Source organism: Arthrobacter sp. Soc17.1.1.1 (assembly GCF_036867195.1).
Taxonomy (GTDB): domain Bacteria; phylum Actinomycetota; class Actinomycetes; order Actinomycetales; family Micrococcaceae; genus Arthrobacter_D.
Genome location: NZ_JBAJII010000001.1, coordinates 2339049 through 2359076, shown reverse-complemented (window position 1 = coordinate 2359076; position 20028 = coordinate 2339049). Strand labels below are relative to the sequence as shown.

Annotated in this window: 16 protein-coding genes; 11 read left to right on the top strand and 5 right to left on the bottom strand. The window is 72.6% G+C overall.

Annotated features, from left to right (window positions below; translation table 11 throughout):
- Positions 1-3: 3 nt before the first annotated feature.
- Both V6S67_RS10970 and V6S67_RS10965 read right to left on the bottom strand, forming a co-directional pair.
- Entirely contained in the window at positions 4-1083 is a 1080-nt protein-coding gene (locus V6S67_RS10970) for a YeiH family protein (RefSeq protein ID WP_334210279.1), read from the bottom strand.
- A 169-nt stretch (positions 1084-1252) separates the two neighbouring features.
- A complete protein-coding gene (locus tag V6S67_RS10965; protein ID WP_334210278.1) occupies positions 1253-4783 on the bottom strand; it encodes a bifunctional proline dehydrogenase/L-glutamate gamma-semialdehyde dehydrogenase in 3531 nt (1176 codons plus the stop codon).
- 141 nt (positions 4784-4924) lie between these two features.
- On the opposite strand from V6S67_RS10965, the gene V6S67_RS10960 reads away from it, so the two are divergent.
- From V6S67_RS10960 to V6S67_RS10950, 3 genes are all read left to right on the top strand, one after another.
- Positions 4925-5836, top strand: a complete 912-nt coding sequence (locus V6S67_RS10960) for a LysR substrate-binding domain-containing protein (RefSeq protein WP_334210277.1) — start codon at positions 4925-4927, stop codon at positions 5834-5836.
- A 104-nt stretch (positions 5837-5940) separates the two neighbouring features.
- Positions 5941-7320, top strand: a complete 1380-nt coding sequence (gene ribA / locus V6S67_RS10955; RefSeq protein WP_334210276.1) for a GTP cyclohydrolase II — start codon at positions 5941-5943, stop codon at positions 7318-7320.
- A gap of 93 nt (positions 7321-7413) precedes the next feature.
- Complete coding sequence (locus V6S67_RS10950) at positions 7414-8004, top strand: dihydrofolate reductase family protein (RefSeq protein WP_334210275.1); 591 nt, start codon at positions 7414-7416, stop codon at positions 8002-8004.
- Between the two features lie 70 nt (positions 8005-8074).
- Here the strand turns inward: V6S67_RS10950 and V6S67_RS19980 are convergent, their stop codons facing one another.
- Positions 8075-9334 carry a DUF3072 domain-containing protein gene (locus tag V6S67_RS19980; RefSeq protein ID WP_442884775.1) on the bottom strand — a complete coding sequence of 420 codons (1260 nt, stop codon included), beginning with the start codon at positions 9332-9334 and terminating at the stop codon, positions 8075-8077.
- Positions 9335-9464: 130 nt separating this feature from the next.
- Between V6S67_RS19980 and V6S67_RS10935 the strand changes: the two genes are divergently transcribed.
- Entirely contained in the window at positions 9465-10304 is an 840-nt protein-coding gene (locus V6S67_RS10935; protein WP_334210274.1) for an SDR family oxidoreductase, read from the top strand.
- Between the two features lie 37 nt (positions 10305-10341).
- Here V6S67_RS10935 and V6S67_RS10930 read toward each other — a convergent pair whose 3' ends face one another.
- Both V6S67_RS10930 and V6S67_RS10925 read right to left on the bottom strand, forming a co-directional pair.
- A complete protein-coding gene (locus V6S67_RS10930) occupies positions 10342-11199 on the bottom strand; it encodes an SMP-30/gluconolactonase/LRE family protein (protein ID WP_334210273.1) in 858 nt (285 codons plus the stop codon).
- Between the two features lie 141 nt (positions 11200-11340).
- A complete protein-coding gene (locus tag V6S67_RS10925) occupies positions 11341-11826 on the bottom strand; it encodes a DUF3515 family protein (protein ID WP_334210272.1) in 486 nt (161 codons plus the stop codon).
- Positions 11827-12019: 193 nt separating this feature from the next.
- Between V6S67_RS10925 and V6S67_RS10920 the strand changes: the two genes are divergently transcribed.
- From V6S67_RS10920 to V6S67_RS10890, 7 genes are all read left to right on the top strand, one after another.
- Entirely contained in the window at positions 12020-12817 is a 798-nt protein-coding gene (locus V6S67_RS10920) for a hypothetical protein (RefSeq protein ID WP_334210271.1), read from the top strand.
- A gap of 89 nt (positions 12818-12906) precedes the next feature.
- Positions 12907-13905, top strand: coding sequence for a dTDP-glucose 4,6-dehydratase (gene rfbB, locus V6S67_RS10915; protein ID WP_334210270.1), 999 nt, complete (start codon positions 12907-12909; stop codon positions 13903-13905).
- 4 nt (positions 13906-13909) lie between these two features.
- Positions 13910-15328 (top strand): bifunctional dTDP-4-dehydrorhamnose 3,5-epimerase family protein/NAD(P)-dependent oxidoreductase, encoded by a 1419-nt coding sequence (locus tag V6S67_RS10910; protein ID WP_334210269.1) that lies wholly within the window; start codon positions 13910-13912, stop codon positions 15326-15328.
- 42 nt (positions 15329-15370) lie between these two features.
- A complete protein-coding gene (thiL, locus tag V6S67_RS10905; RefSeq protein ID WP_334210268.1) occupies positions 15371-16393 on the top strand; it encodes a thiamine-phosphate kinase in 1023 nt (340 codons plus the stop codon).
- A gap of 22 nt (positions 16394-16415) precedes the next feature.
- Complete coding sequence (locus V6S67_RS10900; RefSeq protein ID WP_334210267.1) at positions 16416-17354, top strand: DAK2 domain-containing protein; 939 nt, start codon at positions 16416-16418, stop codon at positions 17352-17354.
- A complete protein-coding gene (locus tag V6S67_RS10895; protein WP_334210266.1) occupies positions 17351-19585 on the top strand; it encodes an ATP-dependent DNA helicase RecG in 2235 nt (744 codons plus the stop codon). The genes V6S67_RS10900 and V6S67_RS10895 overlap by 4 nt, the downstream gene beginning before the upstream one ends.
- A 37-nt stretch (positions 19586-19622) precedes the next feature.
- Positions 19623-20027, top strand: coding sequence for a TOBE domain-containing protein (locus V6S67_RS10890; protein WP_334210265.1), 405 nt, complete (start codon positions 19623-19625; stop codon positions 20025-20027).
- Position 20028 lies beyond the last annotated feature (1 nt).

Here is a 20028-nt window from a genome sequence, read left to right as displayed (position 1 = left end):
AGGTCACGCCAGCAGCAGCACCCCGAGCAGCGAGCCTCCCGCGAGCAGGACCGTCGAGAGCGCACCCACGACGGCGAAGCGCCGTCCGGTGCGCGCGAGGCGGCGGAGGTCGATCCCGGCCCCGAGGCCGAACATGCCCGCCGCCAGCAGGATCGTGGTGAGCGTGCGGCTGCCCTCGAGGGCCGGATCGGGGAGGATCCCGAGCGAGCGGACGGCCACCATGGCCAGGAACCCCAGCACGAAGAGCGGCACCACGGGCGGGCTGGAGACCTTCGGGCGGGCCGGCCCCCGTAAATCCTCCGGGTCGGCGTCCCGCGCTGCGACGGGACGGTGAACGCCGGCCGGGGCGGCAGCGCGACGTCGTTCGCCGAGGGACGCAACAGCGGCGACCGGCGCGAGCATCAGCACCCGGCCGAGCTTGACCACGGTGGCGACGGCCAGCGCCGTCGCCCCGGCCGTACCGGCGACGGCGACCACCTGCGCGACCTCGTGGACGGCCAGGCCCGCCCACAGCCCGAAGCGGTCCTCGCGCAGCCCGAGCAGACCGCCGAGCACGGGCAGCACGACGATCATGAGCGAGCCGTAGAGCGTGACCATCGCGACGGCGCCGGCGGTCTCGTCGTCGTCGGCGTCCACGACGCCCTGGAGGCCGGCGATGGCTGACGCACCGCAGATGGAGAAACCGGCGGCCATGAGCGTGGCACCGGCACGCGTGAGGCCCAGCCGCAGGCCGAGCTGCAGCGTGGCGATGTAGCTCAGCGCCACGCACGCGATGATCAGGCCGAGGACCGGGAGGCCGAGCGCCACGATGTCGGGCAGCGCGAGCTGGAGGCCGAGCAGCACGACGCCGGCGCGCAGGAGCTTCTTGGTGCCCGCCGTCACGCCCGGCCGGAGCGCGGGGGTGTACCGGCCGGAATTACCGAGCAGGACCCCCAGCAGCAGGGCGATCACGAGGGACCCGAGGACTGACTGCACCGATCCCAGCCAGACGGCGACAGCGACACCCGCGGCGACCACCGCCAGCCCCGGCACCAGCGACGCGACCCGTGCACGACGCAGCGACGGGCGGGCGGAGGACGGCATGGCGGGGCTGCTTCCGGGTCGGGGGAAGGGGGTCGTTGCTCCCCGCCATTCTTCCACGGGGGAGGGTGCGGTGCCCTCGGACTCGGCGCAGGATCCGGCGGGCCACCCAGGGAGGCCGTACGGCGTCGGGCACGGGTGCGCACGGCGCGTGCCGTGCGCGCCCGTGCCGCTAGATCACGGCGTCGGTCAGGCCGTTGGGGGTCCCGAAGCGGTGGGCGGTGATGCTGATGGCCTGCTCCTGCAGGAACGGCAGCAGTTCGATCCGCCCCGACTCCGTGACCGGCTGCGCGTACACCGCGAGATCGGGCCGTCCGCCCGTCACGGCGGCGAGGGCAGAGGCCCCGCCACCGATGAGCCGCACGCGGCGCAGGGGCAGCGTCGCCGCGCGGGCCAGCCAGGCGGCGTCGTCCTCGACGGTGACGCCCACGACGTTCTCCGTGAGGGCTGCACGCAGCCCGGCCGGGAGGTCGACGGCGGAGGAGACGGCCACCGGTGCGCCGGTGGCTCCCGCGGCGAGCAGCACGCGGACGAGGTCGATCACGGGAGCGCCTTCCGCCAGGCGCACCGTCACCGCGTGGGGGAGGTAGCGGAAGAGGTTCCGCTCGGCGGCGAGCGCCGAGACGTCCCGCACCTCGCCGAACTCGCTGGTCCACGCTGCGGCGTCCGAGGCGGCGGCGCGGGCGAGGCCGGCCACGTCGCCGTCAGGCAGCCCGGCGGACCGGGCGGCCGCCAGCAGGGGTGCGACGACGGGCAGGGCGTCGCCCTGGACCCGGGCCTCCCGCGACGACCAAGTGCCGAGGCCCACGAGGTAGTTGGGCCCACCGGCCTTGGTGCCGGCGCCGACCGCCGACTTCTTCCAGCCGCCGAAGGGCTGGCGCTGCACGATCGCGCCGGTGATGCCGCGGTTGATGTAGAGGTTGCCCGCCTGCACCCCGTCGATCCAGGCGGCGATCTCGCGGCTGTCCAGCGAGTGGATGCCGGAGGTCAGGCCGTAGTCGATGTCGTTCTGCAGTGCGATGGCCTCCTCGAGGGTCGCGGCGGTCATCACGCCGAGGATCGGTCCGAAGTACTCGGTGAGGTGGTACGTGGATCCGCGCTTCACGCCGACCCGGATGCCCGGGCTCCACAGGCGCCCCGAGTCGTCGAGGCGGCGGGGTTCCAGGAGCCAGGACTCGCCCTCGCCGAGCGTCGTCAGGCCGTCCAGGAGCTTCCCGGCGGCGGGCTCGATCACCGGGCCCATCTGCGTGGCCGGGTCCGTCGGGTACCCGACGGACAGCGAGGCCACGGCGTCGAGCAGCTGGTTGCGGAAGCGCTGCGACGTGGCCGCACTGCCCACGAGGATCACGAGGGAGGCTGCCGAGCATTTCTGGCCCGCATGGCCGAAGGCCGACTGCGCTACGTCCCGCGCCGCGAGGTCGAGATCCGCGCTCGGGGTGACGATGATGGCGTTCTTGCCGGAGGTCTCGGCGAGCAGGGGCAGATCGGTGCGGAAGGAGCGGAACAGCTCGGCCGTCTCGTAGCCGCCGGTCAGGATGACCCGGTCCACGCGGGGATCCGCGATGAGCTGGCGCCCGAGGTCCCCCTCCTCGACCTGCACCAGGCGCAGCACCTCGCGCGGCACACCCGCGGCCCACAGCGCGTCGATCATGACGGACCCGGAGCGGCGCGCCTGGGACGCGGGCTTGATGACGACGGCGGATCCGGCGGCGAGCGCGGCCAGCGTGGAGCCGGCCGGGATGGCGACCGGGAAGTTCCACGGGGGCGTCACCACGGTGAGCCGGACGGGGGAGAACGCGGCGCCGTCGACGTCGTCGAGCTCGCGGGCGCGCTCGGCGTAGTAGTGGGCGAAGTCGACGGCCTCGGAGATCTCGGGATCGGCCTGGTCGAGGGTCTTGCCGGTCTCGGCGGCCATGACCTCCATGAGCTCGGCGCGCCGGGCCTCGAGGGCGTCGCCCGCGCGGTGCAGGATCGCGGCGCGTTCCGCACCGCCGAGGGAGCCCCAGGCGGCGGAGGCACGGACGGCACCGGCGATCGTGTCCTCGAGCTCCTCGGCGCGGGTGAGCGTGGTGTCGGCCACGAGATCGTTCCCCAGCTCCGACGTGGCGGCGCGGTCGAGGATCGCCCGCCCCCAGGTGCGGTTGGCGGGCAGGGAGGGGTCGGTGTCCGGGGTGTTCGTGAAGCCGGTGCCCGGGTGCGGCTCGGCGGGGGCGGTGCGGTCCTGCCGGCGGTTCGGTCCGGGGACCGACGTGTCCAGCTCGGCGAGCGAGGCGAGGAAGCGGCCCTTCTCACGGTCGAAAAGCGCCTCGTTCTCGGAGAGCTCGAACACGGCGGACATGAAGTTGTCCTGGCTCGCCCCCTCCTCGAGGCGTCGGATGAGGTAGGCGATGGCGACGTCGAACTCGCTCGGGTGCACCACGGGCGTGTAGAGGAGGAGGGAACCGACGTCGCGGCGGACCGCTTCCGCCTGGCCCTGCGCCATGCCGAGGAGCATCTCGAACTCGATGCCGTCACGGACGCCGCGCTCGCCGGCGAGCAGCCATGCGAAGGCGAGGTCGAACAGGTTGTGGCCGGCGACGCCGACGCGCACGTTGTCGACACGGCCGGGCTGCAGCGCGTAGTTGAGCACGCGCTTGTAGTGGGTGTCGGAGTCCTGCTTGGACCCCCAGGTGGCCAGCGGCCAGTCGTGGAGGGATGCCTCGACCTGCTCCATCGGCAGGTTGGCGCCCTTGACCACGCGGACCTTGATGCCGGCGCCCCCGACGGCGCGGCGGGCCGCGGCCCACTCCTGCAGGCGGATCATGGCGGCGAGGGAGTCGGGCAGGTACGCCTGGAGGACGATGCCCGCCTCGAGGTGCCTGAACTCGGGCCGGTCGAGGATCTCCATGAAGACCGCGATCGTGAGATCGAGGTCCTTGTACTCCTCCATGTCGAGGTTGATGAACTTCGGCTGCTCCGCGCCGGCCGCCAGCGCGTACAGGGGAGCGAGCTTCTCCGCGACGTGCTGCACGGCCTCCTCGAAGGCCCAGGCGGGATGCGGGGCCACGGTGGAGGACACCTTGATGGACACGTAGTCGACATCGGGGCGCTCGAGCAGGCGGACGGTGCCCTGCAGGCGGCGTTCGGCCTCGTGGTCCCCGAGGACCGCCTCGCCGAGGAGGTTCACGTTGAGGCGGATCCCCTCGCGCCTGATCCGGCCTATGGAGCGGCCGAGGCGGGCGTCCGAGGCGTCGATGATGAGGTGCCCCACCATCTCGCGCAGTATGCGGCGGGCCACGGGGATGACGACCTGCGGCAGGACGGGCGCGACGGCGGCGCCCACCGTGACGGCGGAGCGCATGTACCAGGGGAGGAACTTCGGCACCTTCGGCGCGATCGCGGCGAGGTTGCGGGCGGCCACGGAGAGGTCCTCGGGGCGGATGACGCCGTCGACGAAGCCGACCGTGAAGGCGAGCCCGTCCGGGTCCTTGAGGACTCCGGCGAGCTGTTTCGCCGACGCGTCGACCGGCACCTTCGCCGCCTCGGTGAGCCAGCGGCGCACGAGGGCGACCGCTTCGTCGGCGAGGCCGGCCGGGATGTCGGTGGTGCTGCCGGGAGCGGCGGAGAACCGACGGGTCACGTCGGGCTCCGGCGTGCGGGCGGGCGTCGCGTTCCGGGGTGCCGGAGCGGCGACGCCGTCGAGGCGCGGGATCTGGGTTGTCATGGCACAGGCTTTCGATCGGACGGCTTCCGCCGGCGCAGCTATTTCCTCCTCAGTATCGGGCCGCCGTACGATTAGGAGAAGCGATGATTACCGAACGGTACTCGTCAGTAGAACCGAATCGACATCGACGCCGGAGGCACCGTGCTCGACCTGCGCAGGCTGCGGCTGCTCCGCGAACTGAAGATCCGCGGCACCCTCGCCGACGTCGCGGAGGCCCTCAGCTACAGTCCGTCCTCGGTCTCCCAGCAGCTCGCCCTGCTCGAGAAGGAGGTGGGCGTGGAACTGCTCCGCAAGGCGGGCCGCCGCGTGGTCCTCACGGCGCAGGCCGAGGTGCTCGTCGCGCACACCGCCGAACTGCTCGAGACCCTCGAGCGCGCCGAGTCGGACCTCGCGGCGTCGCTGACCACGGTGTCCGGGACGGTCAGGGTGGCGGTCTTCCAGTCGGCCGCGCTGGCGCTCATGCCCGGCGCCCTCACGGCCATGACCCGCGACTATCCCGACGTGCGCGTGGAGATGGTGCAGCGCGAGCCGGAGACGGCCCTGTACGAGACATTCGCCCGCGACTTCGACCTCGTGATCGCCGAGCAGTACCCGGGCCACGCCGCCCCACGCCACGCGGAACTGGACCACCTGCCCCTGACGGAGGACGCGATCCGCCTCGCCGTCCCCCTCGCGGGCCCGTATGCCGGCATCACGACGGTCGGCGAGGCGGCGGCCACCGCCTGGGTCATGGAACCCAGGGGGGCGGCCTCCCGCCACTGGGCGGAGCAGGCATGCCGGCGCGCGGGGTTCGAACCCGACGTCCGCTACGAGACGGCCGACCTCCAGGCGCAGATCCGGCTCATCGAATCGGGCAACGCCGTCGCCCTCATGCCCGATCTCGTGTGGACCGGCCGGAGTGTCCCCGTGCGGCTCCTGGACCTCGGGGAGAGCCCGCGCCGCTCCATCTTCACCTCGGCGCGCCGCGCCGGTGCCCGGCGGCCCGCCGTGCTGGCCGTCCGCGACGTCCTCGGGCGTGCCGCCGCCGACGTCCGGCGTCCGCCGTCCCCGTGACGGGCCGCCCCGAGGCGCGTGACGCGCAATAAACGGGTGCCGTACCCGGTTGATCCCATGACGCGGCTTTTCGCGTCGTCCTGCCCCACTCCTAAGGTTGAACCATGTCCATCCAGTCCCCGCGGGCCGACGCCGCAGCCGTACCGGCCACGATCGAGCGGGTCACCGAGACCATCCTGCCCACGCGGCACGGGACCTTCCGCCTCGTCGGCTACCGCGACGGTGCGGGCACCGAGCACGTCGCACTCGCGCTGGGGATCGAGGACGCGCCCGTGTCCCCCGGCACCGCCCCGCTCGTCCGCGTCCACAGCGAGTGCCTCACCGGTGACGCCTTCGGGTCCTGGCGCTGCGACTGCGGGGAGCAGCTCGACGCCGCGCTCGCCGCCATCTCCGCCGAGGGACGCGGCGTCGTGGTCTACGTCCGGGGGCATGAGGGACGCGGCATCGGCCTGCTCGCGAAGCTCAAGGCCTATGCGCTGCAGGACGGGGGCGTCGACACGGTGGACGCGAACACCGCCCTCGGCCTGCCCGTCGACGACCGGCGGTACGACCAGGCAGCCGAGATCCTGCAGGACCTCGGGATCAGCGCCGTCCGCTTGCTCTCCGGCAATCCGGCGAAGGAGGAGGCGCTCGAGGAACTCGGCATCGCCGTCGTCGAGCGCCGCAACCTGCCCGTCCCCGACCGCGCGGAGAACGCCGGCTACCTCGCGACCAAGCGCGCCCGCATGCGGCACGACGCCCCGGCCGCGGATGCGTGGGAATCGCTGCTCGACGGCGTGGTGCCGGCAGCACCAGCCCCGGGTGAGGCGGAGGAACTGACCCATCGGTACGGCTACCTCACGCAGCCGGGCGGCCAGGTGATCGGGCAGCTGCGCCAGAGCCTGGACGGCTTCATCGCGTCACGCTCCGGCGATGCCGGCCTCCACGAGGACCGCGGCGACCACGGGCATCTCCAGCGGCTGCGCGCCCTCGTGGACGCCGTCGTGGTGGGGGCGTCCACCGTCCTGGCCGAGGACTGCTCCCTCGCCGTCGAGGACGTGCCCGGCACCAGTCCCGTGCGCGTGGTGCTGGACTCGGCCGCGAAGGTCGGCGCGGACGCCCGCGTCCTCGCCGACGACGGCGTACCGACGCTCTGGATCGTCTCCCGCGACGCCATGGTGCCCGGCGGGCTGCCCGCGTCCGTCGAGGTGGTCCGGCTGCCCGCGGAGGACTTCGAGCCGCGCCGCGTCCTGGCTGTCCTGCACGCGCGGGGGATGGGCAGGGTGCTCGTCGAGGGGGGCGGCAACACCGTCTCGCGTTTCCTCGAAGCAGGGGCGCTCGACCGGCTCTACCTCACGACGGCGCCGGTGCTCGTGGGCGACGGCGTCCCCGGGATCCGCTTCTCGGGCTCCGACGTCCTCGCCGAGGCGCGGACCGCGCCCGTGCGGCGCTTCGTGTTCGGCCAGGACATCTGCACGGAGTTCAACTTCGCAGCAGTGAGGTAGGCAGGCGCCGGACCGGTTCCCCTGCAGCCGCCGCCGTGGGATAGTTCGTCCCACGCCCTGCTGAATCGCTGCAACCGTATCCGGAGGATGGACATGGGCAAGGTCGCCTGGGGATTCACCTGTTCGATCGACGGCTTCATCGCCGGCCCCGGCCACGACATGGGCTGGCTGTCGGCCGCGGAACCTCTGGCACAGGGGATCATCGAGCGGATGGCGGAGAAGGTCGGAGTGATCATCTCGGGCCGGGACGGCTACGACGCCGCGAGAGCCCAGCGGGACGTGCGGGACGAGATGACATCCGAGGCGTACGGCGGCGCCTGGTCGGGGACCGAGTTCATCCTGACCCACCGCCCCGACGAGATCGCGGACGACCCGTCGATCGTCGCGCTGGACTGCGGGATCCAGGAGGCAGTACGTCGCGCGCGGGAGATCGCCGGGGACAGGGACATCCAGATCATCAGCGCCGATATCGCCCGCCAGGCACTCGAGCACGGACTCGTCGACGAACTGCAGGTCTTCGTCGCGCCGGTGTTCCTCGGCGACGGCACGCGGATCTTCGACGTCCCGGGCGGGCGGCGGTACGACTGGGAGCTCGTCGAGATCCACGACGGTGCGGAGCGGAGCTTCGGCCGGACCTATCGGCCGCGGCATCACCGCCCGGAGGAGGAGCCCCGCGGGGTATGACCACCGGCGGCGTCAGCGGGGTGCCTCCCCTCTGACGCCGCCGGCATGGGTGATCGCCCTGGACGAGGGGTCAGGAGTCCTCGGTGAGCCTCTTGCTCTTGCCCTGCAGCCGGTCGATGTGCTCCGACGCCTCGGCCTTGTTGATGTCCGCCGGGATCTCCTCGCCGGCCTCGCGTGCGAGGGTGTCGAGGTAGCTGCGCTGGGCGGCGGTCATGGGCTCGTCGCCGGTGACCCAGTCCGAGGGATCCCGCTCGAAACCGCCCTCGGGCTCGGAGTTCGGGCTTCCCAGTGTGTCTGCCATGTGTGTTCCCCTTCGTCGTGACCAGCTGAAGTCATCAGTGTACTTACCGTCACTGACAGCCCCGCGGGCGGAGGTGCACCGCACGCGCAGGTACCGCTCGGAGTGCGCCGCGAGGAGCAGCCTCCCGCCCGCGTAGCGCACGCCGCCCCGCGCGCGGTGGGCGACGGCGAGCCAGCTGCACACCGACCGTTCGAGGACCCACGCCGGGGCCCACAGCGCCGCGGTGGGTCCGAAGGCGAGCCGCCCGCCCCGTCGCCGTCGGCCGGTCTCGGCGAGGGCGACGACTGCGAGCCAGCCGACCGCGAGCCGCCCGGCCGACCGCCGGGCGAGGAGGATCGCGGGGAGCAGGCCCAGCTCGAGGGCGAGCCGCCCCGGCTGGGCGAGGCTGTCGTAGGCCTGCCGCACGCGCTGCCGGAGGAAGTGCCGCGACGAGCAGGGGAGGCGGGCCACGAACAGGTCGTCGGCGCGGACCTCCAGGCCGCCGACGGCGCGCACGGTACGGATGAGTTCGAGGTTCTCGAACAGGGCGTCGGCGCAGTAGCCGCCCGCCGCGAGGAGCGTGCTCCGGCGGAGGCCCAGGGTTCCCGGGTAGTCGGAGCCGAAGGCCCGGTTGAGCAGGGTCCGGCCGGTGTCCCAGCGGGCGTGCCACGGCGCGTGCGCGAAGTAGTTCTGGGGGCGCACCAGGTCCGCGTCCTCGAGGAGCTCCAGCACGCTGCCGAGGTCGGCGCGCCCGTACCGGACGTCGTCGTCGGCGATCACCACGCGCTCGTGCCGGGCCGTGGCCAGGCCGGTCAGGACGCCGTGTACCTTGCCATTGCCGCCGCGGCGCACGAGCCGGGGGTCGGGCCGGACGTGGCGGACACCCGGAGGGAACACGCGGGCGTGGTGCGCGAAGGCGGCGTCGTCGGAGCCGTCCACCACGGTGACGTCGATCCATTGCGCGAGGTCCCGCAGATAGCCGGCGAGCTCCTGGACCGAGCCCGCCTCGGTCCGCTTCAGCGGCAGGACGTATTCGGCACAGTGGCGCATGGACGGCGAATCCTCCTCGTGCAAAGGGTTTCCGGACCGGCTCCCGGCTTCCCTTCAATTACTAAGGGTGCTTACCGTGAGGGGGCAAGGAAACCACGGACCCGACTGTCCGTAGACATCAGGAGGAACAGTGAGCCAGCCAGCGCAGCAGCAGGACACGCCCGGCACCACCGACGCCATGGACCCGACCCCCGACCACGGCGAGCAGTCCTATCGTGGGAACGGCCGGCTGACGGGCAAGAAGGCGGTCATCACCGGCGGTGACAGCGGCATCGGCCGGGCCGTCGCGATCGCCTACGCCCGCGAGGGGGCGGACGTGCTCATCAGCTACCTGAACGAGGACGACGACGCGCGGGAGACGGCGCGCTGGGTGGAGGAGGCGGGACGGCAGGCCGTCCTGTTCCCGGGCGACCTCGCCGACCCCGCCACGTGCCGGGCGGTCATCGACAGGGCCGTGCAGGAGTTCGGCAGGGTGGACATCCTCGTCAGCAACGCCGCCTTCCAGATGACCCACGAGACCATCGAGGAGATCCCGGACGACGAGTGGGACCACACCCTCGCCACCAACCTCAGTGCCTTCTTCCACCTCACGAAGGCGGTCCTGCCCCACATGGGCCCGGGCGGGTCGATCATCGGGTCGAGCTCCGTCAACTCGGACAACCCCGTGCCCACCCTGATGCCCTATTCGGCGACGAAGGCCGGGATCGCCAACATGGCGGCGTCCATGGCCCAGCTCCTCGCCGAGCGCGGGATCCGCGTCAACTCCGTGGCGCCCGGGCCCATCTGGACGCCCCTCATCCCCGCCACGATGCCGGAGGAGCAGGTCGAGTCCTTCGGCCAGCAGGTGCCGATGCAGCGCGCCGGCCAGCCCGCCGAACTCGCCCCGGTGTACGTGCTGCTCGCCTCCGACGAGGCGAGCTACGTCTCGGGTGCCCGCATCGCCGTCACCGGCGGTCAGCCGATCCTCTGACGGCCCGGCCCGGGACGCCCCTGCCGATGTTCGCGGACTACCCCGCGAACATCGGCAGGGGGGCGCCGGCGATCCCGGGTTCGACGGCGAAGAGCGCGCCGGCCTGCGGCTCCGAGCCCGCCGGGACGTTCTCCTGCGTGGTCGTGATGAACAGCGTGGTGAGGTCCGGACCGCCGAACGCGCACGCCGTCACGTTCGTCACCGGGAGCGGGATGTGCTCCGAGAGCCTTCCGGACGCGTCGAAGCGTGCCACGGCGCCGCCTCCGTACAGGGCCGCCCAGATGCCGCCCTCCGTGTCGATGGCCAGGCCGTCGGGCATGCCGAGGGCCTGCTCGACGACGGCGAACGTGCGGCGGTCCGTGAACCGGCCCGCGGCGATGTCGTAGCCCAGGGCGTCGATGCGGCCCGTGGGCGTGTCCGCGAAGAACGCCGTATCGCCCGCGGGGGAGAAGTGCAGGCCGTTCGAGACGGTGATGCCGGTCAGCAGGGCCGAGACGCCGTGGTCCTCGCCCAGGGCGTACAGGGTCCCGGCCCCGAAGCCTCCCTCCCAGCCCATCGATCCGCACAGGAACCGCCCGGCGGTGTCGCAGCCGCCGTCGTTCATGCGCACGCTGCCGTCGCTGAAGGCCTCCGGGCCCTGCTCGAGGGTCGAGAAGGAGTCGTCGGCGAACACGAAGCCGCGCTCCACGCCGACCACGTATCCGCCGGAGGCGCGCCCCCGGATCACGCCGGCGAGCCGCGGGTGGACGTCGTGCCGGTCGAAGGTGCCGTCGTCGTGGCGCACCAGCACGTCACCCTCCATCATGTCGACCAGCAGGAGCTCACCGCGGCGCGGGTCCCAGTAGGGGCCCTCGCCATGGAAGGTGCAGACGTCGGAGATTTGCTCGGCTTTCACGGTGCCTCCTGGCAGTCGGGGTCGGGTCGGGGTCGGGTCGGGGTCCGGTCGGTGTCGTGGTCCACGTCCCAGCGTGGAGCACGGGGCGTGCCCGGTGCCATCGCCGGTGCTCGGGCGCGGCGTGACCGCGCACGGGTTGCGTCACCCGCCCGCAGGTGCGGGGGTGGCTTCGGAGAGCCCCACGCAGGCGCGGCTCTGCTCCACGCGCGAGACGGCGTCGCCGAGCTCCACCAGGACGGTGCTCGAGGCGACCTCCTCCGGGTCGAAGAGGATCTCGACGGCGGGATCGCGGCCGTAGGTGGTGGCGGTCCACGCTGGGTCGCCCTCGCGGACCACCCAGTCCACGTCGTTGACGGTCACGCACGGGTCGGTGGTGGGCCCGGGGACGTCCACGCCGCAGCGCAGCACCACCTTCGAGGGATCACCCCAGGCGGAGGTGGCCTGGCTGTTGGTGTCGCGCTGCTCGTTCTCGGCGACCGACGGCGGCAGGGCGATCATCACGTCGGCGCAGCGCGCGTTGGCCGCGTCCTGCGCGGGATCGACGTCGACGACGGACCCGCAGCCGGCGAGTCCGATCAGGAGCCCGAGGAGCACCAGGGGGGTCGCGGACCGGGGGAGGGCAGGCATGGTCCCACCCTAGTAGGCGGGGGCAGCGGTGGTGCGACACGGGGCGGCCGCCACCCGGGATGAGCCGGGCCCGGTGGCGGGCCGACCGTACACTGCAGGAGCCGCAGTCGCATCCCGCGCTGCAGGTTGCCCCACGCGCACCCGGCGATGCCTCAGGCCTGCCGCCCGGTGCGAGAGCCCGAGCCGAGGACGAATGACCGCGCCACACCGCCGCACCCCGACCACCAGCACCAGCACCAGCACCAGCACCAGCACCAGGATCCTCTCCCGGGCAGCCGCCACCCTCCTTGCGGGAGCGGTCCTCGCCGCGCCGCTGCCCGCGCTCGCCGTCGAGGGGATCGGTGCGGAGTCGGTCCCCGCCCCGGCCGCGGTCGGCGGGCAGGTGCCGGTCCAGCCGCAGCCCGGAGCCACCTTCGTCGAGCCCGCCCCGGGCGTCACCGATCCCACCGCGACCGACGGCACCGACCCGGCGACGGGTTTCGCGATCAACGCGCGGACCCGCTTCCTGGTGCACCCCGGCACGGGGCACCTCATCGAGCCGGGCACCGGGTACCTCCTGTTCGCGGACACCCTCATCTACACCAACCTGCGCTACGACGCGGTGTCCGGCGGGGTCGTCGAGATCGCCGGGGAGGCACCCGCCCCCGGCGCCGGAGACCCGGCGCCCACCCCGACGCCGTCGGCCACCGCGGCACCGACCGCACCGGCGACGGCTCCTGCGACCGCTCCCGCGCCGCAGCCCGGTGCCACGGTTCCAGGGGAGGTGCCCGTCGCCGCACCGGTCGTGCCGTCGGCCTCCCCGAGCGCCACCTCCACATCGCGTCCGAGCCGCTCCGCGACCCCGTCGGCCACGAGCAGCCCCGTCGCCGCCGAGGAGGAGCGCACGTCCTCGCTCGCCCCGGTCGCCTGGATCGCCGGCGGGATCGTGGCGGCGGCGCTCGTCGCCCTCGCCGTCCTGGCCGCACGACGACGGGGCAGCCACCAGTCCTGATGGCGCACGGCAGCGCCCGGGCGCAGGGCGACAAGCCGCTCCGGGCGCGGAGTCGGGTGATCCCGCGTCCTGCCGGTAAAGTGCAGGACGTGAAGAATCTCCTGGTCACCGGCGGCGCCGGCTTTATCGGATCCAATTTCGTCCACTACCTGATCCAGCACACCGATGTCTCGGTCACGGTGCTCGACAAGATGACGTACGCCGGCAACCACGCGTCCCTCGAGGGTCTGCCGGCCGGCCGCGTCGAGCTCGTGGTCGGGGACATCGCAGACGCCGCCGTCGTCGATCCGCTGACCAGGCGGGCGGACGCCGTGGTGCACTTCGCCGCCGAGTCGCACAACGACAACTCGCTGCACGATCCGCGGCCCTTCCTCGACACCAACATCATCGGCACCTACACGCTGCTCGAGGCGGCGCGGCGCCATGGCACGCGGTTCCACCACATCAGCACCGACGAGGTGTACGGCGATCTCGAGCTCGACGACCCGGAGCGCTTCACCGAGAACACGCCCTACAACCCCTCGAGCCCCTACTCGTCCACCAAGGCGGGATCGGATCTCCTCGTACGCGCCTGGGTGCGCTCCTTCGGCGTGCAGGCGACCATCAGCAACTGCTCCAACAACTACGGGCCCTACCAGCACGTCGAGAAGTTCATCCCCCGCCAGATCACCAACGTGATCGACGGCGTGCGCCCCAAGCTCTACGGCGAGGGCCTGAACGTGCGGGACTGGATCCACGCCAACGACCACTCCTCGGCGATCTGGGCCATCCTGAACAAGGGCGAGATCGGGCAGACCTACCTGGTCGGGGCCGACGGCGAGCGCAACAACAAGGACGTGGTGGAGCTCATCCTCAGCGAGATGGGCCAGCCGGCCGACGCCTACGACCACGTGGTCGACCGCGCCGGTCACGACCTCCGGTACGCCATCGACTCGACCAAGCTGCGCAGCGAGCTCGGCTGGACGCCCGAGTTCGACCACTTCGAGCAGGGACTGCGCGACACCATCGCGTGGTACCGCGCCAACGAGGCGTGGTGGCGCCCGCAGAAGGCCGTCACCGAGTCGAAGTACACCGAGCTGGGGCAGTAGGAGAGTGAGCCTCGCCTTCTCGAAGCCCCTCGCCGCCCGCGAGGCGCCCATCCCCGGCGTGATCGTGTTCGACCTCCCGGTCCACGGCGACAACCGCGGCTGGTTCAAGGAGAACTGGCAGCGCGCGAAGATGACCGCTGCGGGGCTGGAGGACTTCGGTCCCGTGCAGAACAACATCTCCTTCAACGGCGCCGCGGGGACGACCCGCGGCATCCACGCCGAGCCGTGGGACAAGTTCATCTCGGTGGCCACGGGACGTGTCTTCGGTGCCTGGGTGGACCTGCGCGAGGGGCCGTCCTTCGGCGCGGTGTTCACCGCCGAGCTCGATCCGTCGACGGCCATCTTCATCCCGCGGGGCGTCGGCAACGCCTTCCAGACCCTCGAGGACGGGACGGTGTACACCTACCTCGTCAACGACCACTGGTCCGCCGACGCGCAGGACCAGTACGTCTTCCTCAACCTCGCCGACGAGGCGGCCGCGATCGCCTGGCCCATCCCGCTCGCCGACGCCGAACTGTCCGAGAAGGACCGCAACCACCCGCGCCTCGCCGACGTCACCCCCCTGGCACCCCGCCGCACACTCGTGGTGGGCGCCGACGGTCAGCTCGGCCGGGCCCTCCGCACCGCCCTCGCCGATCATCCCTCCGTCGAGTTCGCGTCCCGCGCCGAGCTCGACCTCCTCGGCGGGGACCTCGACGGCGCCCGGCCGTGGTCCGCGTACGGCACCATCATCAACGCCGCGGCCTACACCGCCGTCGACGCCGCGGAGACGGCCGAGGGCCGCGCATCCGCCTGGTCCGTCAACGTCGCCGGCGTGGCCGCCCTGTCCCGGGTGGCGAACGCGCACCGCCTGACCCTCGTGCACATCTCCAGCGACTACGTCTTCGACGGCTCCCGCGAGGTGCACGCCGAGGACGAGCCGTTCACGCCGCTCGGCGTCTACGGGCAGACGAAGGCCGCGGGTGACGCCATCGTGGCCACCGTGCCGCGCCACTACATCCTGCGCACCAGCTGGGTGATCGGTGAGGGCGGCAACTTCGTCCGGACCATGGCGAACCTCGCGGGCCGCGGGATCTCACCGAGCGTCGTGGACGACCAGGTGGGCCGGCTGACCTTCACCGAGGACATCGCGGGCGCCATCGTGCACCTGCTCGGGACCGGCGCGCCCTACGGCACGTACAACGTGAGCAACGACGGCGACCCGCAGAGCTGGGCGGACATCGCGGCCGACGTCTTCACGCTGTGCGGCAGGGACCGCGCGGACGTCACGGGTGTCAGCACCGCCGAGTACTTCGCGGGCAAGGAGGCCGCCCCGCGCCCGCTGCAGAGCGTCCTCGACCTGGCGAAGCTCAGGGCCACCGGCTTCGCCCCCGCCCCGGCGGCGGAACGGCTCGCGGCCTATGTCGCGGCGCTGACGGCATGAGCCGGGCCGCGGCGTGTCGGTGGCGCGCCCTACGGTAGGCCCATGAGTGAACACACCGCGCGCCCCGCGCCGGCCGTGCCGACCGTCGGCGGGCTGACGGAGGGGGCGCTCCTCGCCCGGATCCTCCCGCTGCTCGGCGATGCCGAGGGCGCGCTCGTCGGGCCGGGTGACGACGCCGCCGTCCTCTCCCCGGCGGACGGCTCCGTCGTGATCTCCGTGGACACCCTCGTCGAGGACCACGACTTCCGGCTCGTCCGCCCGGGCGGCCACCGCACCACCGGCTACGACGTGGGTTGGAAGTCCGCCGCCCAGAACCTCAGCGACATCAACGCGATGGGCGGCATCGCCACCTCGCTCGTCGTGAGCCTGACGCTCCCTCCGCAGACGGCCGTCGGGTGGGTGGAGGACTGCGCGCGGGGCCTGGCCGCCGCGATCCGCGGGCTCGGCGCCACCGGCTGCCCGGTGGTGGGCGGCGACCTCGGTGCCGGGGCGCAGATCGTCGTCACGGCCGCCGTCACCGGGACCCTGCAGGGGAGGGCGCCCGTGCTGCGCTCCGGTGCGGTCCCCGGGCACGTCCTGGCCGTCGCCGGGACCCTCGGCCGTGCGGCCGCGGGTCTTGCCATCCTCGAGGACGGCCGCCCGCCCGAGGACTTCGGGACCCTGGGCGGGGACCTCGTGGCCGCGCAGCTGCGCCCGCTCCCGCCGCTCGCCGCCGGACCCGCGGCCGCCCGCGCCGGAGCGGGCGCGATGCTCGACATCTCCGACGGCCTGGTGCGCGATGCCGGCCGGATCGCGACGGCGAGCGGCGTCCGCCTCGACCTCGATCCCGCCGCCCTCCAGCGGTACGCGGACCCGCTGCAGGAGGCCGCGGCACGGCTCGGCGTCGACCCCCTCGACTGGGTGTTCGGCGGCGGCGAGGATCACGGGCTGCTCGCGAGTTTCCCCCGGGACGTCCTGCTCCCACCCGGTTTCACTGCGGTAGGCTCGGTGGAGCCGGGCACGCCGCAGGTGACACTGGCGTCACGGGCGACAGTCCTCAGGGGATGGGATCACTTTGCACACTAAGATCACCGCCAACGCTGTTGCGATGAAGCGCTGGCTGAGCAGGGCCGAAGAATCCCTCGGCAACCACAGCGACCGCCTCAACGCCATCAACATCTTCCCCGTCGCCGACGGCGACACCGGCACCAACCTGTACCAGACGGCCCGCTCCGCCGCGCGGGCCGCACACGACGCCGGGACGTCCGACCTCGGGGAGCTGCTCAGCGTCGCGGGCCGGGCCGCGATGGAGGACGCCCGCGGCAACTCCGGGACCCTCTTCGCCGTCTTCCTCGCGGCGTTCGCCGAGCCGCTGCACGGGGCCACGCGGCTCACCTGCACCCTGCTGGCATCGGCGCTGCACCGCGCGCAGATCCGCAGCTGGTCCGCCCTCAGCGATCCCGTGCCGGGCACCATGCTCTCCGTCCTCGAGGCCAGCGCCCGCGGGGCCGCGGAGGCCGCCGCCGACCATGCGGGCGACGACAGCAACTCCGCCCTCGCGCTCACGCTCCGGGCCTCGGTGCAGCGGGCCCTGCAGGCCGTGGTGCGCACCGAGAGCCAGCTCGGCCCGCTCACGGACGCGAAGATCGTCGACGCCGGCGGCGTGGGCTTCCTGCTGATCCTCGACGCGCTCCGCGCCGCCGCGCTCGGCGAGGAACTGCAGGACGAGCTGATCGACGGACTCCACGGGTACGACATCCAGGCGCCGCACCTCCACAACGGCGGTGACGCGGACGGTGTCGAGGTCATGTGCACCATCAATCTCAGCCCGCTCGACGCCGCCACCCTCCGGCTCCACCTCGACGAGATCGGCGACTCGGTGATCATGAGCGCCGTCACGGAGGTCGAGGAGGGCTACCGCTGGCGCGTCCACGTGCACGTGCCCGATCCGGCACCGGCCCTGGCCCTCATCCACGAGGCGGGCACGCCCGTGAACATCACGGTGACGCAGCTCGCCACCCCGCCGGTCGGAGACGCGAGCCGGTGACGCCCGACACGGCGCGCGCCACCGCCTCGGAGCTCGACGCCCCGCTCGAGAAGCGCCTCGGGCCGGTGTCCAAGCTCCTCGCGAAGCACTTCGGCATCACCACCGTCGGCGAGCTGCTCAACCACTTCCCGCGCACCTATCTCAAGCGGGGTGAACTGACGCCCATCGCCGAGGTCCCGGTGGACGAGGAGGTCACGCTGATCGCCCGCGTGCAGTCCGCCAACTCACGCAGGATGCACACCCGCAAGGGGATGCTGCTCGAGGTCACCATCACCGACGACGCCGATGCCGACGGCGGACTCGGCGGCATGAGCCTGACCTACTTCAACGGGTTCGGGGCGGCACGCGACCTTCGGCCCGGCGTCCGGGCGATGTTCTCGGGGAAGGTGACGGTCTACCGCGGCAGGCTGTCGCTCACCAACCCGCGCTACGCCCTGCTGGACGAGGGCGACGACCCCGAGGACGTCAACCGGCCCATCCCGGTCTACCCGGCGGTCGAGAAGCTCGACAGCGACAAGATCGCCAAGGCCGTCGCCACCGTCCTCGACACGCTGCAGCTCTCGGACCTCGACGACCCGGTGCCGGCGTCCATCGCCCGGCGCGACAAGCTCATGGGCCTGGCCACCGCCTACGAACTCGTGCACCGTCCCCTGCAGATCGAGGACACCTACCGGGCGCAGCACCGCCTGCGGTACCAGGAGGCCTTCGTGCTGCAGGCCGCCCTCGCCCGCCGTCGCGCCCTCGCCGCCCGGGAGGAGGCGACCGCGAGGCCGCCCAGCGAGGGCGGGCTCCTCGACCAGTTCGACGCGCGGCTGCCCTTCAGCCTCACGCAGGGGCAGCTCGACGTCGGCCGGACCCTCGCGGAGGACCTCGCACGGGACCACCCCATGAACCGCCTGCTCCAGGGCGAGGTCGGTTCCGGCAAGACCCTGGTGGCCCTGCGCGCCATGCTGCAGGTCATCGACGCCGGGGGCCAGGCCGCGCTGCTCGCGCCCACCGAGGTGCTGGCGGCGCAGCACCTGCAGTCGATCACCCGGACCCTCGGACCGCTGGCCGAGGGCGGCATGCTCGGTGGCGCGCTGGACGGCACGCGCGTGGTGCTGCTCACCGGCTCCATGTCGACCGCGCAGCGGAAGAAGTCGCTGCTCGACGCCGCATCGGGCGACGCGGGGATCGTCATCGGTACCCATGCTCTCCTGTCGGACAACGTGGAGTTCTTCGACCTCGGCCTGATCGTGGTGGACGAGCAGCACCGCTTCGGCGTGGAGCAGCGCGACTCCCTGCGCACCAAGGCCAGGACGTCCCCGCACGTGCTCGTCATGACGGCCACGCCGATCCCGCGCACCGTGGCCATGACGGTGTTCGGCGACCTCGAGACCTCGACGCTCTCCGAGCTGCCCGCCGGACGCTCGCCGATCGCCACCCACGAGGTGGGCCTCAGCGAGCATCCGGCGTGGATCGACCGCATCTGGTCCCGGGCGCGCGAGGAGATCGCCGCCGGCCGGCAGGTCTACGTGGTGTGCCCGAAGATCGGCGACGACGGCCGGTCCGACGAGGACGCGCCGGAGGTGCTCTACGGCGAGCCGCCGGCCGACCGGAAGACCGGCGGGCAGCAGGAGCTGACGAGCGTGGTCGGGCTCTTCGAGTCCCTCGCCGCCGTCCCGCAGCTCGAGGGTGTGACGAGTGGCATGCTGCACGGCCGCATGGACCCTCAGGACAAGGCCGACGTCATGGCGCGCTTCGCCGACGGCAGTGTGCAGCTGCTCATCGCGACGACCGTCATCGAGGTGGGCGTCGACGTCCCCAACGCCACGCTCATGGTCATCATGGACGCGGACCGCTTCGGCATCTCCCAGCTGCACCAGCTGCGCGGCCGCATCGGCCGTGGCGGGCACGCCGGCACGTGCCTCCTCGTGACGAAGCTCGATCCCGAGCACCCGAGCCGGGAGCGCCTGTCCGCCGTCGCCGCCACCACCGACGGGTTCGAGCTGTCCCAGAAGGACCTGGAACTCCGCCGCGAGGGGAACATCCTCGGCGCCTCGCAGTCGGGTGGCCGTTCGGCCCTGCGCTTCCTGAAGATCACCCAGCACGGCAAGGTCATCGAGAAGGCCCGCGCCGACGCCCAGGACATCGTCGCGGCGGACCCGGACCTGCACGACTACCCGGGGCTCGCGCTCGCCATCGAGCTGTATCTCAACCCCGAGAAGGAAGCCTTCCTCGAGAAGGGTTAGCGTCTTCCTCCGCGGATGAGGAGATAGCATCTCCTTCATGACGCAACTACGGATAGGGGAGGCCGCGCGCTTCCTCGCGGTCAGCGATGACACCGTGCGCCGGTGGATCGACGCGGGTGTCCTCGGCAGCAGCAGGGACGCGGCCGGCAGGGCCGTCGTCGATGCGCTCGAACTCGCCCGGCTCGCGCAGCGCAACGCCGTCCTGCCCGGCGACCCGTCGGACATCGGCCGGTCCGCCCGCAACCGGTTCGTCGGCATCGTCACCGACATCGTCCAGGACACGGTCATGGCGCAGGTGGAGCTCCAGTGCGGACCCCACCGCGTGGTGTCCCTCATGAGCAGCGAGGCGGTGCGCGATCTCGGCCTGGAGCCGGGATCCGTCGCGATCGCCGTCGTCAAGGCCACCACCGTCATCATCGAGACGCCCGCCGGGAAGGCCTGAC

Excerpts from the sequence above, each read along its gene's own strand:
- V6S67_RS10950 (WP_334210275.1), top strand. The coding sequence starts at position 7,414 with ATGGGCAAGGTCGCCTGGGGATTCACCTGTTCGATCGACGGCTTCATC.
- ribA (WP_334210276.1), top strand. The coding sequence starts at position 5,941 with ATGTCCATCCAGTCCCCGCGGGCCGACGCCGCAGCCGTACCGGCCACG.
- V6S67_RS10890 (WP_334210265.1), top strand. The coding sequence starts at position 19,623 with ATGACGCAACTACGGATAGGGGAGGCCGCGCGCTTCCTCGCGGTCAGC.
- V6S67_RS19980 (WP_442884775.1), bottom strand. The coding sequence starts at position 9,334 with ATGCGCCACTGTGCCGAATACGTCCTGCCGCTGAAGCGGACCGAGGCG.
- thiL (WP_334210268.1), top strand. The coding sequence starts at position 15,371 with ATGAGTGAACACACCGCGCGCCCCGCGCCGGCCGTGCCGACCGTCGGC.
- V6S67_RS10965 (WP_334210278.1), bottom strand. The coding sequence starts at position 4,783 with ATGACAACCCAGATCCCGCGCCTCGACGGCGTCGCCGCTCCGGCACCC.
- V6S67_RS10900 (WP_334210267.1), top strand. The coding sequence starts at position 16,416 with ATGAAGCGCTGGCTGAGCAGGGCCGAAGAATCCCTCGGCAACCACAGC.
- V6S67_RS10970 (WP_334210279.1), bottom strand. The coding sequence starts at position 1,083 with ATGCCGTCCTCCGCCCGCCCGTCGCTGCGTCGTGCACGGGTCGCGTCG.
- V6S67_RS10925 (WP_334210272.1), bottom strand. The coding sequence starts at position 11,826 with ATGCCTGCCCTCCCCCGGTCCGCGACCCCCCTGGTGCTCCTCGGGCTC.
- V6S67_RS10920 (WP_334210271.1), top strand. The coding sequence starts at position 12,020 with ATGACCGCGCCACACCGCCGCACCCCGACCACCAGCACCAGCACCAGC.